Source organism: Prauserella isguenensis, assembly GCF_014191605.1.
GTDB classification, from domain to species: Bacteria; Actinomycetota; Actinomycetes; order Mycobacteriales; family Pseudonocardiaceae; genus Prauserella; species Prauserella isguenensis.
The window spans coordinates 676,949-693,122 of sequence record NZ_JACHWU010000003.1 but is presented as its reverse complement, the minus strand read 5'-3'; the positions used below and the strand labels follow the sequence as shown (position 1 = coordinate 693,122).

General features: G+C 70.9%; 9 protein-coding genes. 5 read left to right on the top strand and 4 right to left on the bottom strand.

Going from position 1 to position 16,174, the window contains the following annotated elements; all coding sequences use genetic code 11:
- Nucleotides 1-154: 154 nt before the first annotated feature.
- Nucleotides 155-619 (bottom strand): GreA/GreB family elongation factor, encoded by a 465-nt coding sequence (locus FHS23_RS15920; RefSeq protein ID WP_183655674.1) that lies wholly within the window; start codon nucleotides 617-619, stop codon nucleotides 155-157.
- Nucleotides 620-764: 145 nt separating this feature from the next.
- Complete coding sequence (locus FHS23_RS15915; protein ID WP_183656208.1) at nucleotides 765-3,179, bottom strand: Tex family protein; 2,415 nt, start codon at nucleotides 3,177-3,179, stop codon at nucleotides 765-767.
- A gap of 42 nt (nucleotides 3,180-3,221) precedes the next feature.
- Here FHS23_RS15915 and ilvD point away from each other — a divergent pair, with 42 nt between their 5' ends.
- Nucleotides 3,222-4,895, top strand: a complete 1,674-nt coding sequence (gene ilvD, locus FHS23_RS15910; protein WP_183655671.1) for a dihydroxy-acid dehydratase — start codon at nucleotides 3,222-3,224, stop codon at nucleotides 4,893-4,895.
- Between the two features lie 109 nt (nucleotides 4,896-5,004).
- On the opposite strand, the gene cobN is transcribed toward ilvD, so the two are convergent.
- The gene (gene cobN, locus FHS23_RS15905; protein ID WP_183655668.1) at nucleotides 5,005-8,604 is read right to left on the bottom strand and encodes a cobaltochelatase subunit CobN; all 3,600 of its coding nucleotides are present in this window, start codon (nucleotides 8,602-8,604) and stop codon (nucleotides 5,005-5,007) included.
- Between the two features lie 269 nt (nucleotides 8,605-8,873).
- Between cobN and FHS23_RS15900 the strand changes: the two genes are divergently transcribed.
- From FHS23_RS15900 to FHS23_RS15885, 4 genes are read left to right on the top strand one after another with little or no spacing between them, the layout of a single operon-like run.
- Nucleotides 8,874-10,118, top strand: coding sequence for a precorrin-3B synthase (locus FHS23_RS15900; RefSeq protein ID WP_183655665.1), 1,245 nt, complete (start codon nucleotides 8,874-8,876; stop codon nucleotides 10,116-10,118).
- A gap of 55 nt (nucleotides 10,119-10,173) precedes the next feature.
- Nucleotides 10,174-10,803: a precorrin-8X methylmutase gene (locus tag FHS23_RS15895; protein ID WP_183655662.1), complete on the top strand. Its 630-nt coding sequence runs from the start codon at nucleotides 10,174-10,176 to the stop codon at nucleotides 10,801-10,803.
- Nucleotides 10,800-12,323: a precorrin-2 C(20)-methyltransferase gene (locus FHS23_RS15890; RefSeq protein WP_183655659.1), complete on the top strand. Its 1,524-nt coding sequence runs from the start codon at nucleotides 10,800-10,802 to the stop codon at nucleotides 12,321-12,323. The genes FHS23_RS15895 and FHS23_RS15890 overlap by 4 nt, the downstream gene beginning before the upstream one ends.
- A 16-nt stretch (nucleotides 12,324-12,339) precedes the next feature.
- Entirely contained in the window at nucleotides 12,340-12,897 is a 558-nt protein-coding gene (locus FHS23_RS15885; protein WP_183655655.1) for a nitroreductase family protein, read from the top strand.
- 45 nt (nucleotides 12,898-12,942) lie between these two features.
- On the opposite strand, the gene FHS23_RS15880 is transcribed toward FHS23_RS15885, so the two are convergent.
- Complete coding sequence (locus FHS23_RS15880) at nucleotides 12,943-16,131, bottom strand: arabinosyltransferase domain-containing protein (protein ID WP_183655653.1); 3,189 nt, start codon at nucleotides 16,129-16,131, stop codon at nucleotides 12,943-12,945.
- Nucleotides 16,132-16,174 lie beyond the last annotated feature (43 nt).

Here is a 16,174-nt window from a genome sequence, read left to right as displayed (position 1 = left end):
CGAGACCGAGCCCGCGGGCGAGTCCCGCCCGGAGTGCCGTGAGATCCGGAATGCTGTGAGATCCGGAGTGCCGTGAGATCCGGCCCGGTTTGCCACCGCCGCGTCAGCGCGGAGGAAACCGGGCCGGATCATCGGTACCCGTGCCTACGAGCGCTCACTCGGGGAGCGTGAGCTCGACGATCTCCGCCGACACCTGGCCACCGGGCGTGCGGTAGGTGATCGTGTCGCCCTTCGAGTGACCCGCGATGGCGCGGCCGAGCGGACTGTCGGCCGTCAAGCTGGACAGCTCGTCCTCCGCCTCGGCCGTGAACCCGACCACGAGCAGGTCCTCGGTGTCCCCGTCCTCGAACTTCAGCGTCACCCGTGTGCCCGACGGCAGCAGGCCCTCGTTCTGCTCGGCGGTCGGGCCGCCGTGCAACAGGTCCGTGATCTCGGCGATGCGCCGGTCGAGTTTCGACACCGACTCGGCGCGCTCCAGCAGATCCGCCTGGTCGGCGCTGTCGCCCAGCGGATCCTCACCCAACCGTGGAGCCAGGGACTCGCGCTGTTGCCGCAGCGCATCCAGTTCCTGCTGGAGGCGCTCACGGGTGTTCGCGCTCATGCCTCCGGTCGACGTCATCCGGTCCTCCCTCACGTGATCCGACGACGTTCGCGCCGCGATCTACGACATTGTCGACGTTGTGTGCCCGCCTCGCCACGTGTTACCCGGCCCCGACCGTGTTCGCCGAGGTCACACGCGGTGGAACCGGGTGATTCGGGCATGGTCAGCCGCTGTAGCCGGCCTTCCGGAGGGCCTCGGCCATCGCGCCGCTCGCACCCTGGTTGCCGCCCTGTTTGCCGCCACCCTGCTTGCCGCCGCCCTGGCGGTTCTGACGGCCGCCCTGTTTGCCGCCACCCTGGCGACCGCCGCGGTCGCCACCGCCCTGCCGCGGTTTGCCGCCGCGAGGCCCGCCGCCGTCCTGGCCCGCGGGTGTCACCTCGTCGTCCAGACGCAGCGTCAGCGAGATGCGTTTGCGGTTCACGTCGACGTCGAGCACCTTCACGGTCACCACGTCACCCGGCTTGACGACCTCCCGCGGATCGCTGACGTAGTTGTGCGACATCGCCGACACGTGCACCAGGCCGTCCTGGTGGACGCCCACGTCGACGAACGCACCGAAGGCCGCCACGTTCGTCACGACGCCCTCCAGTCGCATGCCCGGTTCGAGGTCGGCCAGCGTCTCGACACCGTCGGCGAACGTCGCGGTCGTGAACTCCGGACGCGGGTCCCGGCCGGGCTTCTCCAGCTCGGACAGGATGTCGGTGATCGTGGGCAGGCCGAACGTGTCGTCGACGAACCGCTCGGCCTTGACGCTGCCGAGCGCCCGCGTGTTGCCGATGAGTTCGCGGATTCCCGTGCCGGTCTCGTCGAGGATGCGCCGCACCACGGGGTAGGCCTCGGGGTGCACGGCCGAGGCGTCGAGCGGGTCGTCGCCGCCGGAGATGCGCAGGAAGCCCGCGCACTGCTCGAACGCCTTCGGCCCGAGTCGTGCGACCTCCTTGAGCCCCGCCCGGGCGCGGAACGGGCCCGTCGCGTCGCGGTGGGACACGATGTTCTCGGCCAGCGACGTGCCGATGCCCGACACGCGCGCGAGCAGCGGCACCGACGCCGTGTTGAGGTCCACGCCGACCGCGTTCACACAGTCCTCGACGACCGCGTCCAGCGAACGGGACAGCTTCGACTCCGACAGGTCGTGCTGGTACTGCCCGACACCGATCGACTTCGGATCGATCTTCACGAGCTCGGCCAGCGGATCCTGCAACCGCCGGGCGATCGAGACGGCACCGCGCAGCGAGACGTCCAGGTCCGGCAGCTCTCGTGCCGCGTAGGCCGACGCCGAGTACACCGAGGCGCCCGCCTCGGACACCATGATCTTGGTGAGCTTGAGCTCCGGCTTCGCCTTCACCAGGTCGCCCGCGAGCTTGTCGGTCTCCCGGGACGCGGTGCCGTTGCCGATCGCGATGAGGTCGACGCCGTGCTCGCGCGCCAGCTTCTCCAGCTTCGCCGTCGCCTCGTCCCAACGGGCCTGCGGTTTGTGCGGGTAGATCGTGTCGGTCGCGACGACCTTGCCGGTCGAGTCGAGGACCGCGACCTTCACACCGGTCCGGTAGCCGGGGTCGAGTCCCATGGTGGCGCGGGTGCCCGCCGGCGCGGCGAGCAGCAGGTCACGCAGGTTCGTGGCGAACACGCGCACGGCCTCGTCCTCGGCGTTCTGCCGCAGCCGCATCCGCAGGTCGATGCCCAGGTGCAGCAGGATCTTCGTCCGCCAGGCCCAGCGCACCGTGTCCGACAGCCACTTGTCCGCCGGCCTGCCCCGGTTGTCGATGCCGAACCGTTCGGCGATGCGTACCTCGTACTCGGTCGGGCCGGTCCGCGGCGGGTCCTCCGGATTCGCGGGCTGCTCCGGCTCGGTCGACAGGTCGAGGATCTCCTCCTTCTCCCCGCGCAGCAGCGCCAGCACCCGGTGCGACGGCAGCTTCGTCAGCGGTTCGGCGAAGTCGAAGTAGTCGGCGAACTTGGCGCCCTCGGTTTCCTTGCCCTCCCGGACCTTCGAGGTCATCCAGCCGTGGGTCCACATGCGTTCGCGCAGTTCACCGATCAGGTCGGCGTCCTCGGCGAAGCGCTCCACGAGGATCGCCTTCGCACCGTCCAGCGCGGCCTGCGCGTCCGCTATGCCCTTCTCGGCGTCGACGAACGCCGCGGCGGCCGCCTGCGGGTCGGTCGTCGGCTCGCCGAGCAGCCCGTCGGCGAGCGGTTCGAGGCCGGCCTCCCGTGCGATCTGCGCCTTGGTGCGGCGCTTCGGCTTGTACGGCAGGTAGATGTCTTCGAGGCGGGCCTTCGTGTCGGCCGCCATGATGCTCGCCCTGAGCTCGTCGTCGAGCTTGCCCTGCGAATCGATCGACTCGAGGACGGCCGTCCGGCGTTCTTCGAGTTCCCGCAGGTAGCGCAGGCGTTCCTCGAGAGTGCGCAACTGCGTGTCGTCGAGGGTGCCGGTCACCTCCTTGCGGTACCGGGCGATGAACGGCACGGTCGCGCCGCCGTCGAGGAGTTCGACCGTCGCCTGTACCTGGCCGGGGCGGACGCCGAGCTCGTCGGCGATCTTCTGGGGAATGGACACCGTCTGAACCACGCACGGCATTGTGCCCTGCCCGTCCGGCCGGATTCGGGGGAGGATCTCCCCATGGCCGAACATGACGTGAAACCTCGCAGCCGCGAGGTGACCGACGGGATGGAACGTGCGGCGGCTCGCGGGATGCTGCGAGCGGTCGGAATGGACGACGAGGACTTCACGAAACCGCAGATCGGGATCGCGTCGTCGTGGAACGAGATCACCCCCTGCAACCTGTCCCTGGACCGGCTGGCCGAGGCGAGCAAGCAGGGCGTGCACGGCGGGGGAGGGTTCCCCATGGAGTTCGGCACCATCTCGGTGTCGGACGGGATCTCGATGGGCCACGAGGGCATGCACTTCTCGCTCGTGTCGCGAGAGGTCATCGCCGACTCGGTCGAGACGGTGATGGAGGCCGAACGCCTCGACGGTGCCGTGCTGCTCGCCGGGTGCGACAAGAGCCTGCCCGGCATGCTCATGGCCGCCGCCCGCCTCGATGTGGCGTCGGTGTTCCTGTACGCGGGCTCGATCCTGCCCGGCAGTGTCGACGGCCGCGAGGTGACGATCATCGACGCGTTCGAGGCCGTCGGTGCCTGCGCGCGGGGCCTGATCAGTCGTGAGGAGGTCGACAAGGTCGAACGTGCGATCTGCCCCGGTGAGGGCGCCTGCGGCGGCATGTACACCGCGAACACGATGGCGTGTGCCGCCGAGGCGTTGGGCATGTCGTTGCCCGGCTCGGCCAGTCCGCCGTCGGTGGACCGGCGGCGCGACCGGTTCGCCCGGGCCGGCGGTGAGGCCGTCGTCGGGTTGCTGGAGAAGGGCATCAGCGCCCGCGACATCCTCACCCGCGAGGCGTTCGAGAACGCGGTCGCGGTGGTCATGGCGCTCGGCGGGTCGACGAACGCGGTGCTGCACCTGCTGGCCATCGCCAACGAGGCCGAGGTGGAACTCACGCTCGACGACTTCTCGCGCGTCGGCGACCGGGTGCCGCACCTGGCCGACGTCAAGCCGTTCGGACGGCACGTGATGACCGCCGTCGACCGGGTGGGTGGCGTGCCGGTCGTGATGAAGGCGCTGCTCGATGCGGGCCTGCTGCACGGCGACTGCCTCACGGTCACCGGGAAGACGGTCGCGGAGAACCTCGCGGAGCTGGCGCCGCCCGAGCTGGACGGCGACGTGATCCGCAAACTCAGCGAACCCATTCACCCGACCGGAGGGCTGACGATCCTTCACGGCAGCCTCGCGCCCGAGGGTGCCGTCGTGAAGAGCGCGGGCTTCGACTCGGCCCGGTTCGAAGGCACGGCTCGCGTGTTCGACGGCGAACAGGCCGCCATGGATGCGCTGGGTTCGCTGCAGCCCGGCGACGTCGTGGTGATCCGCAACGAGGGGCCGCGCGGTGGGCCAGGAATGCGCGAGATGCTCGCCGTGACCGGTGCGATCAAGGGTGCCGGGCTCGGCAAGGACGTGCTGCTGCTCACCGACGGCCGGTTCTCGGGTGGCACCACGGGACTGTGTATCGGACACGTCGCGCCCGAGGCCGCGCACGGCGGGCCCATCGCCTTCGTCCGCGACGGCGACCCGATCACGCTCGACATGGAGCAGCGCACGCTCGACGTCGGCGTCGACGACGAGGAACTAGCGCGCAGGGCGGAGGGCTGGGAGATGCCCCCGGTGCCGCGGCGGACCGGCGTGCTCGCCAAGTACGCGAAGACCGTCGGAACGGCGGCGAAGGGCGCCGTGTGCTCCTGACCCCGGGGCCGCGGCAGCGTCCTCGAGGTCCGGGGCCGGTGTGACGTCGCCACGGTAGCGCCGTGGGTGCATGACGGGCGATCCCGTCATGCACCCACCGGCGACGGCGTCACCTGTCCTCGAGGTCACCCTCGATGCGCAGGTAGACCTCTTGCATCGCCGACATGAGCTCGGGGTCCGGTTCGGCCCACAGGCCACGGTCGGCCGCCTCGTTCAGCCGTTCGATGATGCCCCGCAGCGCCCAGGGGTTGGCCTGCGACAGGAAGTCCTGGTTCTCCTTGTCGAGCACGTACGACTCGGTGAGCTTCTCGTACATCCAGTCCTCGACCACGCCTGCCGTGGCGTCGTAGCCGAACAGGTAGTCCACCGTCGCCGCCTGCTCGAACGCGCCCTTGTAGCCGTGGCGGCGCATCGCAGCCAACCACCGCGGGTTGACGACGCGTGCCCGGAACACCCGTGTCGTCTCCTCCGACAGCGACCGGGTACGGACCGCATCCGGACTGGTGCTGTCGCCGATGTACGACCGCGGCGCGCTTCCGGTCAGCGCGCGCACGGCAGCGATCATGCCGCCGTGGTACTGGAAGTAGTCGTCGGAGTCGGCGATGTCGTGCTCGCGGGTGTCGGTGTTCTTCGCCGCCACCGCGATCCGCCGGTACGAGCTCTCCATGTCCGCGCGCGCCTCGGCACCGTCGAGGCCGCGGCCGTAGGCGTAGCCGCCCCACACGGCGTAGACCTCCGCCAGGTCGGAGTCGTCGCGCCAATTGCCGGAATCGATCAGCGGTAGCAGGCCCGCGCCGTACGATCCCGGCTTCGAGCCGAAGATCCGGGTCGTGGCCCGGCGTTCGTCGCCGTGGTCGGCCACGTCGGCACGCACGTGGGCGCGGACGAAGTTCTGCGACTCCGGTTCGTCCAGTGTCGCCACGAGCCGGACGGCGTCGTCGAGCAGGTTCACCACGTGCGGGAACGCGTCGCGGAAGAATCCGCTGATGCGCACCGTGACGTCGATGCGCGGCCTGCCGAGTTCGTCGAGCGGGATCGGTTCGATCCCCGTGACCCGCCGTGACGCCTCGTCCCACACGGGACGGACACCCAGCAGCGCCAGCACTTCGGCGGCGTCGTCGCCGGAGGTACGCATCGCCGAAGTGCCCCACACCGACAGTCCCACCGAACGCGGGTACTCGTCGTCGTTGTCGGCGCGGTAGCGGCCGATCAGCGAATCGGCGAGCGACTGGCCCGTCTCCCACGCCAGCCTGCTCGGGATCGCCTTCGGATCGACCGTGTAGAAGTTGCGGCCGGTCGGCAGCACGTTGACCAGACCGCGCAACGGCGACCCGCTCGGACCCGCCGGGATGTAGCCGCCGTCGAGCGCGTGCAGGACCGCGTCGAGCTCGCCGCTCGTGCCTGCGAGTCGTGGCACGACCTCCTCTGCGGCGAACCGCAGTACGGAGGTCACGCCGGCCCGGGCATTCTCGTCGACGCCGGCGCAGACCTCGTCGACGACGTCGGGCGACCAGCCGCGCTGCTCCATCGTCCCGACGAGCTCGTGGGCGGTCGCCTCGATGCGGTCCACATCGGACTTCGGTGCGTCCTCGGTGAGCCCGAGCGCGGTGCGCAGACCCGGCACCGCCGCCTGGGCGCCGCCCCACATCTGATTGGCACGGAGCATCGCCAGGACGAGGTTGACCCGGGCTTCGCCGGTCGGCGCCTCGCCGAGGATGTGCAGCCCGTCGCGGATCTGCGCGTCCTTGACCTCGCACAGCCAGCCGTCGACGTGCAGCAGCATGTCGTCGAACTCCGCGTCGTGCGGCCGTTCCTCGAGTCCGAGGTCGTGGTCGAGCTTGGCCGCCTGCATCAGCGTCCAGATCTGCTGACGGATCGCCGGCAGCTTGGCCGGGTCCATCGCCGAGATGTTGGCGTGCTCGTCGAGCAGCTGCTCCAACTTGGCGATGTCGCCGTAACTCTCGGCGCGTGCCATCGGCGGCACCAGGTGGTCGACGATCGTGGCGTGCGCCCTGCGCTTGGCCTGCGCGCCCTCTCCCGGGTCGTTGATGAGAAACGGGTAGATCATCGGCAGGTTGCCCAGCACGGCGTCGGGTGCACAGGCCGACGACAGGCCCGCCGTCTTGCCGGGCAACCACTCCAGTGAACCGTGCTTGCCGAGGTGCACGACCGCGTGGGCGCCGAACTCCTCCTCGAGCCAGCGGTACGTGGCCAGATAGTGGTGGCTCGGCGGAAGATCCGGGTTGTGGTAGATCGCGACCGGATTCTCGCCGAATCCGCGCGGTGGCTGGATCATGAGGACGACGTTGCCCGCCTGCAGCGACGCCAGGACGATGTCGCCGTCCTCACCGCCGTCGACGTAGAGCTCGCCGGGCGGCGGGCCCCAGTGCTCGACCATGTCCGCGCGCAGCTGTTCCGGCAGTTGCGCGAACCACTGGCGGTAGCGTGCGGCGGGCACCCGGATGGGGTTGCCCGCGAGCTGCTCCTCGGTCAGCCACTCCGGATCCTGCCCGCCCGCCTCGATCAACGCGTGGATCAGTGCGTCGCCGTCGGGCTGATCCGTGCCGGTCGGGTCGACCCCGGGGAACGCGTCCGCTCCCAGGTCGTAGCCCTGCGACCGCATCCGGCGGAGCAGTTCGACGGCCGAGGCGGGAGTGTCCAGCCCGACTGCGTTACCCACCCGCGAGTGTTTCGTCGGGTAGGCCGACAGCATCAGCGCGACCCTGCGGTCGGAGGCAGGGGTGTGGCGCAGGCGTGCGTGTGCCAGCGCGATGTGCGCGACACGGGAGGCGCGTTCGGCGTCGGGAACGTAGTGGGGCAGCCCGTCCTCGTCGAGTTCCTTGAACGAGAACGGCACCGTGATGAGCCTGCCGTCGAACTCGGGCACGGCCATCTGGTTGCCCGCGTCCATCGGCGACAGGCCCTCGTCGTTGTCGAGCCAGGTGTCGCGGTCACTGGTCAGGCACATCGCCTGCAACGTCGGGATGTCGAGTGCGGCGAGCTCGGCGACGTCCCACGACTCGTCGTCGCCTCCGGCGCCCGCCTCGGACGGCCGGGTACCGCCCGCGGCCAGCACGGTCACCAGCAGTGCATCGGCCTTCTCGAGCTCGGCCATCATCTCCGGTTCGCGCGAACGCAGCGAGGCACAGTAGATGGGCAGCGGACGCCCGCCCGCCGCCTCGACCTGGTCGGCGAGCGTGTGGACGAACGCGGTGTTTCCGGACAGGTGGTGCGCGCGGTAGTACAGGATCGCGACGACGGGACCGTCGGCCGGGCCGTCCGAGTTCCGCGGCAGCACACCCCACGACGGCTGCTCGGCGGGCGGTTCGAACCCGTCACCGGTGAGCAGCAGGGTGTCGGACAGGAAACGGTGCAGTTGCGCCAGATTCTCCGGTCCGCCGTGGGCGAGGTACGTGTGTGCCTGGGTCGCGGTGCCGACGGGGACGGTCGACAACGCCATCAGCTCGGCGTCCGGCGCCTGTTCGCCGCCCAGCACCACCACGTGCGCACCGCTCTCGCGTACGACGCGGAGTCCCTCGGCCCACGTGCGCTCGGTGCCGAGGATTCGCACGACGACGATCGGTGCGCCGTCGAGCAGCCCGGGCAGTTCCTCGAGGTCGAGGCGGGCGGGGTTGGCAAGGCGGTAGTCGGCGCCGCTCGAGCGCGCACTCAACAGGTCGGTGTCCGACGTGGACAGCAGCAAGATCACAGGTGGTTCCTCCTCGGCCGCCAACTCTCCGGGGGCGGGCGTGGCGAGTCAAGGTGACGAATTGCTCCGCAGCGCGTTGACCTGCGGGCGCCGGCACGAGGGGACCCTTCGTGCCACTCGCTCGGTGCCGGCGGCTTTCGTTGGCAGCGCGCCGTTCCCCGCGCCGACCTCGGTGAACAGCCGCTTCGGACGCGCACGGGTGAAGCCGGGGCTCGGTCGCGCCCATCGGGAACCTTCGGGACTGTCGGGCCGATGCCTAGAGTGGGCGCATGGCCACGACCCGACCCGCCGGCGAGGAACCCGGCACCGTCCGGCTCCGCGCTGACGCGTGTCCCGGCGTGCTGGCGACACACGACGCCGCCGACGGTCCGCTCGCGCGTGTCCGGCTGCCCGGCGGTGGACTGTCACCCGCGCAAGCGCAGGCGCTTGCCGCGTGCGCTAGGCAGCTCGGCGACGGCAGGGTGCACCTGACCTCCCGCGGCAACCTGCAATTGCGTGCGATCCGGGACGTCGACGCACTCGTCGGACGGTTGGCCGACGCGGGTCTGTTGCCGTCGCCAGGGCACGAGCGCATCCGCAACATCCTGGGCTCGCCGCTGTCTGGTGTCCCGCCGCGCGAGGAGGCCGACGAGGAGGGCGCGACCGCGGTCGTCGAACCGGGCACGTCCGCGAGGGTCGCCGACATCCGACCGCTCGTGAGTGAACTCGACGAGGTGGTGTGCGCCACACCCGGGCTGACCGGACTGCCCGGCAGGTTCCTGTTCGCCCTGGACGACGGCAGCGGCGACGTCGCGGCCGACGCCGACCTGTGCTGGCGCGCGACCACCGCCGACACCGGTGCCGTGCTCGTGGCCGGTACCGACACCGGACTGCGGGTGCCCGCATCCGGTGCGGCCGAGGCGATGGTCGCGGGTGCGCGCGCGTTCGACGAGGTACGCGCATCGGCGTGGCGACTCCGAGAGATCGACCCGGCACCGGTGGTCGAGGCCCTGCGCCCGCATGCGAGCGCCGACGTCGAGCCCGTGCCACAGCGGTTCGCACCACCGGCACCGGTCGGGCCCGTCCCGGGCGCCCGGGCGGTCGTCGCCGCACCGCGGTTCGGGGAACTGTCCGCGGCCACCCTGTACGAGCTGGGCGGGCGTGCCCTCGCAGGGCACGCTGCCGACAGAGCGGTCACGGTCACCCCGTGGCGCACCGTCGTCGTCCACGACACGTCGGCCGACGAGCTCGCCGAGCTGCCGGACCTGGTCGTCGATCCCGCTGACCCGTTACTCGGGGTGAGCGCCTGTATCGGCGCCCCGCGGTGCGCGAAATCCCACGCCGACGTGCGTGCCGACGCGGCTGCACTCGCGCCCGCGGGGGTCGGCGCCCACTTCGCTGGGTGTTCACGGCGGTGCGGCAGACCGGGCGGATCTCACATCGACGTGGTCGCCGCGGAGGGCGGCTATCACGTCGGGGGTACGTTCGTCGGGCTCGACCGGGTCGCCGAGGCCCTGTCCGCGCAGCGCCGATGACGACCTCGTCGGCAGGCGCGCGACCACTCGACCGCACGACACGGGAAGGACAGCAGTGATCGACTACATCCGCGACGGAGCGGAGATCTACCGCCACTCGTTCGCGACGATCCGGGAGGAGGCCGATCTCGCCGTGTTGCCGGACGACGTCGCAGGTGTGGCGGTACGGATGATCCACACGTGTGGCATGACGGATCTCGTCGACGACCTCGCCTACAGCCTGGACTTCGTGGAGGCGGGCCGCAGGGCGCTCGAGGCGGGCGCGCCGATCCTGTGCGACGCGAACATGATCGCCAGCGGTATCACCCGTAAGCGGTTGCCCGCAGACAACGAGGTCATCTGCACGTTGTCCGACGACCGGGTCCCGCGGCTGGCCGAGCAGCTGAACAACACGCGCTCGGCGGCTGCGCTCGAACTGTGGCGGGACCGGCTGCCGGGCTCGGTCGTCGCGATCGGCAACGCCCCCACGGCGCTGTTCCGGCTGCTGGAGCTGATCAACGAGGGCGTCGGCAAGCCCGCGGCGATCATCGGCGTCCCCGTCGGGTTCGTCGGTGCCGTCGAGTCGAAGGACCTGCTCATCACGCGCGGCCCGGCGCCGTACCTGGCCGTGCGCGGGCGCCGCGGAGGCAGCGCGATGGCCGTCGCCGCCGTCAACGCGCTGGCCACGAAGGAGGAGATCCTGTGAGCTCCGGAACCGGCGTGCTGTACGGGGTGGGGCTCGGGCCCGGAGACCCGGAACTGGTGACGGTCAAGGCCGCGCGGCTGATCTCCGAGGCGGACGTCATCGCGTACCACTGCGCGCGCCACGGGCGGAGCATCGCACGGTCGGTCGCGGAACCCTACCTGCGTGACGGGCAGCTCGAAGAGCGGCTCATGTACCCGGTCACGACGGAGACGACGAACCACCCCGGCGGCTACGAGGGAGCGATCGCCGAGTTCTACGAGCTCGCGGCGAAGCGGCTGGCCGAACACCTCGACGAGGGCCGCGACGTCGTCCTGCTGTGCGAGGGGGACCCGTTCTTCTACGGCTCGTACATGTACATGCACGAGCGCCTCGCCGACCGCTACGAGGCCCACGTCGTACCCGGTGTGACGTCCGTGAGCGGCGCCTCGGCCGAGCTCGGCCGACCGTTGGTGCAGCGCGACGAGGTGCTCACCCTGCTGCCCGGCACGCTGCCCGCACCGGAGCTCGCCCGCAGGCTGGCCGACACCGAGGCCGCCGCTGTGCTGAAGCTCGGGCGCACGTTCGGCGCCGTGCACGAGGCACTGAGCGAGGCGGGCCGGCTCGACGAGGCGTACTACGTCGAACGCGCGAGTTGGCAGGTCCAGCGGGTCGAACCGTTGACCGACGTCGACCCCGAGACGGTGCCGTACTTCTCGCTCGCCGTGGTGCCGAGCCCCGCCTACGCCTCGCGCAAGGCCGGCGCCGACGAGGCGCCCGCACCGAAGAACGACCAGGCCGGGGGTGCCGTCGTGGTCGTGGGGCTCGGCCCGGCGGGTCCGGAGTGGCTGACCCCCGAGGCCGACGAGGCCCTCCGGGAGGCCGAACACCTCGTGGGTTACGGACCTTACGTGGCGAAGGTGCCGCAGCGGGCGGGGCAGCAGCGTCACGCGTCGGGCAACCGCGTGGAGGCCGATCGGGCCCGGGAGGCCCTGCAGCTGGCCTCAGGCGGTGCGCGGGTGGCCGTCGTGTCGTCGGGAGACCCCGGCGTGTTCGCCATGGCCTCGGCCGTTCTGGAACAGGCCGAGGCCGACGAGTTCGCCGACGTCTCGGTGCGGGTCGTGCCCGGCGTGACCGCGGCGCACGCCGCCGCCTCCCGGGTGGGCGCCCCGCTCGGGCACGACTTCGCGATGGTGTCGCTGTCGGACCGCCTCAAACCGTGGGACATCATCGAGCGCAGGCTCGATGCCGCGGGGCAGGCGGATCTCGTCGTGGCGTTGTACAACCCCGCTTCGCGCAGCCGTACGACGCAGCTCGTGACGGCGCGCGAGGTGCTGCTGCGGCACCGCAACCCGGAGACGCCGGTCGTGATCGCCCGCGACATCGGGGGTGCCGAGGAGTCCGTCAGGGTGGAGACGCTGGGCGGCTTCGACCCGGCGGAGGTCGACATGCGGTGCGTGCTCATCGTCGGGTCGTCGCGGACGCGGGTGCGCACCCAGTCGGACGGAACCTCGATCGTCTGGACGCCGCGCAGCTACGACTGACGCCCGGGAGCGACCGATGTCCGGTGGCGGAGACCCCGTGGACGGCCTGCGCGAACTCGTCGGCAGGCCGTCGCGGCGCCGTTTCACGGCCGACCCGGTGCCGCGCGAGGACGTCGAGCGCATGATCGACCTCGCGCGCCGCACCGGCTCGGCACGGAACCGGCAACCGTGGCGGTTCGTCGCGGTCACCGACGCCACCGTGCGCAGCGGCCTTGCAGGCTGTGGTGCCTACGCCGGGCACCTCACGGGTGCACCGCTGGTGCTGGTGCTGCTGACACGCGCCGACGGGTTCCGTGACACGCCCTTCGATCTGGGCAGGGTCGCCCAGTCGCTCGTCCTCGCCGCGTCGGCGCTGGGGTACGACTCGTGCCTCGCCACGTTCTACCCCCAAGACAATGTTCGCGCCGCGGATCTGCTGCTGGGCCTCGACGGGCCGTGGCACGCCGAACACGCCCTGTCCGTGGGCCGCGCACAGGGCGGCGACCCGGCACCGGCGGCAGGTGCTGCGCCGGGTACGTCCGCGGTGCCGACGGGCAGACGCTCGGTGTCCGAACTGCTGACCTGGCACGACTGACGGCCGGGGCCGGCACGGGTACCGGCTCCGTCCGTCACGGCCGGGTCAGCGGCTCTTGGAGTTGCCGTCCGGCTGTTGCGGTCCGAGACCGGGGGACTCCCAGCCCCACATGGTCCGCTCGCCTGTCTCCACGGCCGGTTCCGTGCCCTGGATGTACGGCCTGACCTCGTACAGCGAGCCCCACGCCTGGCTGGGCTTGCCCTTCACGTAGCTCGGCACCTCGGGGTCGTCGGCGACCTCGTCGAGATTGCCGATCGGTCCGCCGCCCTGGCTGCTGGCGATGTTCGACTCGTGGGCCAGGGGCTCGGCGACGATCCGGTACTCGGGCATCTCGTAGATGCCGTTGCGGATCTTCATCGGGTTCAGGCACGGGTAGACGAACGAGGCGGGCCAGTCGATGTACACCGGTTCGTCGCCGATGCGTTCGGTCAGCGTGGTGAACTCGGGCACGCGGGGGCCGGTCACGGCGACCCAGCCGTCCTCGGTGAGGTCGTCGTCGTTGGCCGCGACGCGCACAGCCGTGGCCGTGTCCGGCGCCTTGTCGAGCTTCAGCCGCAGGTCCTTCCACTTGCCCTCGCCGTCGCCGGAGCCGAGTACCGCCTCGGTGCCGACGACCTCGAAGCCCTGCGGTGTGGACCGGCCGAACTCCAACTCGATCTGCGTCGCCTTGCCGCTCGGCGCGTACGCCGACAGCGCCACCTGGTCGCCCTCGGCGCGGTCGCCGAGCCCGAACCACGCGGTGCGCAGTTGGCCGGTCGGGTTGGCCTGCTCGTTGTAGCTGCTCCACATGGGCACCGTCTCGGGCGTGAACCCGTGTGGCGGTTCGGCCAGTGCGTCGCCGTCGCTGATCGGTTGCATGTGGAAGCCCGCCTGCACGGGGCCGGTCGCCTGCTCCGGTTCGGGCAGCTCGTTGCCGGGCCGGTTCTGCTCCGGCTGCTCCTCCTGCTGCGGGGCGGTGCGCTGCTGTCCCGGTGGCAACCGCGTGAGCATGCTCGACACGGGGTCGCGTTCGACCATCACATAGTCGCCGAGGCCGCAGCTGGAGCCGAGTGCGTGTTCGATGTTGGCCTTGCCGAACGAATAGGTGTCGCGCTGTTCGTGGAGCGCCTTGGCCATGGAACCGACCTCGGCGGCCACGAACAGTCCGCTGACCACGACGAACGCGAGCGAGCCGCGGAACAGCATCCGACGTTGTGACGGTTGCGGCGCCTGTGGCCGTCCCGCGCGGATGTTCTCCACGAACGCGTACAGGGCGAACAGCCCCGCGCCCGCCAGCAGCACCGTGGCGAGCTTGATGCCGAACATCTGGGGCGGCATGTTCCACCACGGCACGCCGAGGCGTGAGATGAACCAGTAGGCGTTCGGGCCGGTCAGTGCCAGCGCGGAGACGCCCAGCAGGCCCGCGACGAACAGGGCCTGGTTGCGCCGTGACCGCAGCACCGACGCGCTCACCGCCAGCGCCGTCAGGGCGGCCATCGCCGCACCCACGGCGGCGAACGCGCCGAAGTGGTGCGTGAACTTGGTCGGCGTCAGCGCCATGAGCAGGAAGAACACCGCCGTCGTGCCGATCAGGCGGCGACTCGGCCCGAGCGCGGCACCCTTGATCCGGCTGCGCCGCAGCAGCACCGCCAGACACGCCGCGGTGCACAGCAGCAGCAACAGCACGGGGAACCGGCGGGTCGCCGAACCGTCCGCGGAATCGGTGAACAGCAGATCGTAGCGGTTCAGCTCCTGGAACCACGACAGGTTCGGTCCGACCGCGGTGCGCAGTCGCGTGCCCTCCAGCACCGTCGCGAATGTCTGGTCGGCGAACACGACGACCAGCACCAGCAGGCCCGCGCCCGCGATCGGCGTGAGCACCGGACGCCACCCGTTGTCGCGGGCGCGCTGGCGGAGCAGCTGGAACAACGGTTTCGCCGCCACCAGGAACGGGGCGACCGCGATGAGCCCCGTCGGCGTCGCTGCCAGGGTGAATGCCGCGGCGAGCAGGCCGAGGCAGACGGGCAGCAGCCGCCGCGTGACGAGCGCACGCTCGACGGCGCAGATCGCGAGCAGCGAACCGAGCGCGGCGACCGGCTCGGGGCGGGTGCCGGTGTTGTAGGTCATCCACCAGACGAGGAAGACCATCGCCGCGGCCCACCCGGCGGCGCGGCTGGACCGGACCTCCTTGCCGAGGCGCGGCATCACCTCGCGGCTGATGAGTAGCCAGCTGAGCACGCCGAGCAGGAAGGAAGGCACTCTGATCCACGGTGCGACCGTGCTGACGTGCGCCATCAGCTCGTAGACGTGGTAGAACCAGCCGAACGGCGCCTCCGCGACGCCGAACCATCGGTGATAGTTCGTGAGGTAACCGGCGTCCTCGGCGACGCGGGCCATCGACAGGATGTAGCCGTCGTCGGCCGTCACCGGGCCGATGAACACCCATATGGTGAGCATGCCGATGACGACGGCGTCGCGGCCCGTCAACCGCCACCAGCCGACCGGGGCCCACCGTGGTGCACGGCGGGCGAATCCGCGGTCGAGCCGGTTGACCACGAACAGGCACGCCAGCAACGCGACGACCGCGACCGCGCCCACGGCGAGTTTCAGCGCCGTCGGTTCGGACTGGTAGCGAGTGTCCGGTGTGATCGACACTCCGAGCCCGTCGGTCGGGTCCTGTCCGGCTTCGATCGTCGAGTAGATGCCGACGACGCGCGGCCGCACATCGCCGTCCTCTGAATACACCGGCGTGCCGTTGACCGACAGGCTCGTGTGCTCGGCGGTCGAGGAGACCGAGATGGTGCAGTCACCCGCGGGGAGCGGCTGGCGGGCGACCTGTTCGCCGCGGCTGAACGCGATGAGCGTGTGGTCGTTCACACGCAGCTGCATGCCGGCGCCGTCTTCGAGTCGCTCCGGCGGAACGGTCGACAGCAGATTCGTCTCGCCCGAGGTGCGGGCGTCGAGCGACCGTGCCGTGGCGCAGGGGACCTCGGCGGTCAGTTCCTGGGCCCAGTACCCGGCGAGCGGCGCGTTCACCTGTTCGGTGTTGCCGCCCGCGGGCCAGCTGATCTGCGCGGTGTCCTGGACCACTGGCAGGAACGGGTACGCCACGGCGCATAGGGCGGCGACGAGCCCCAGGATCGTCGCGAGCCATTTCTTCTGCGTGTTCGCGCGAAGGCCCGGCGATCCGGCGGACGCGCCGGAATCCGGCTGTGTGCCGGAATTGTCCGTCGAAGTCGAGTTCGCTGGCGGCATCGGACGTCACGCTAGCGGCAGCCCGAAGACACCACGTCCGCGG

Excerpts from the sequence above, each read along its gene's own strand:
- FHS23_RS15920 (WP_183655674.1), bottom strand. The coding sequence starts at position 619 with ATGACGTCGACCGGAGGCATGAGCGCGAACACCCGTGAGCGCCTCCAG.
- FHS23_RS15915 (WP_183656208.1), bottom strand. The coding sequence starts at position 3,179 with ATGCCGTGCGTGGTTCAGACGGTGTCCATTCCCCAGAAGATCGCCGAC.
- ilvD (WP_183655671.1), top strand. The coding sequence starts at position 3,222 with ATGGCCGAACATGACGTGAAACCTCGCAGCCGCGAGGTGACCGACGGG.
- FHS23_RS15900 (WP_183655665.1), top strand. The coding sequence starts at position 8,874 with ATGGCCACGACCCGACCCGCCGGCGAGGAACCCGGCACCGTCCGGCTC.
- FHS23_RS15885 (WP_183655655.1), top strand. The coding sequence starts at position 12,340 with ATGTCCGGTGGCGGAGACCCCGTGGACGGCCTGCGCGAACTCGTCGGC.
- FHS23_RS15880 (WP_183655653.1), bottom strand. The coding sequence starts at position 16,131 with ATGCCGCCAGCGAACTCGACTTCGACGGACAATTCCGGCACACAGCCG.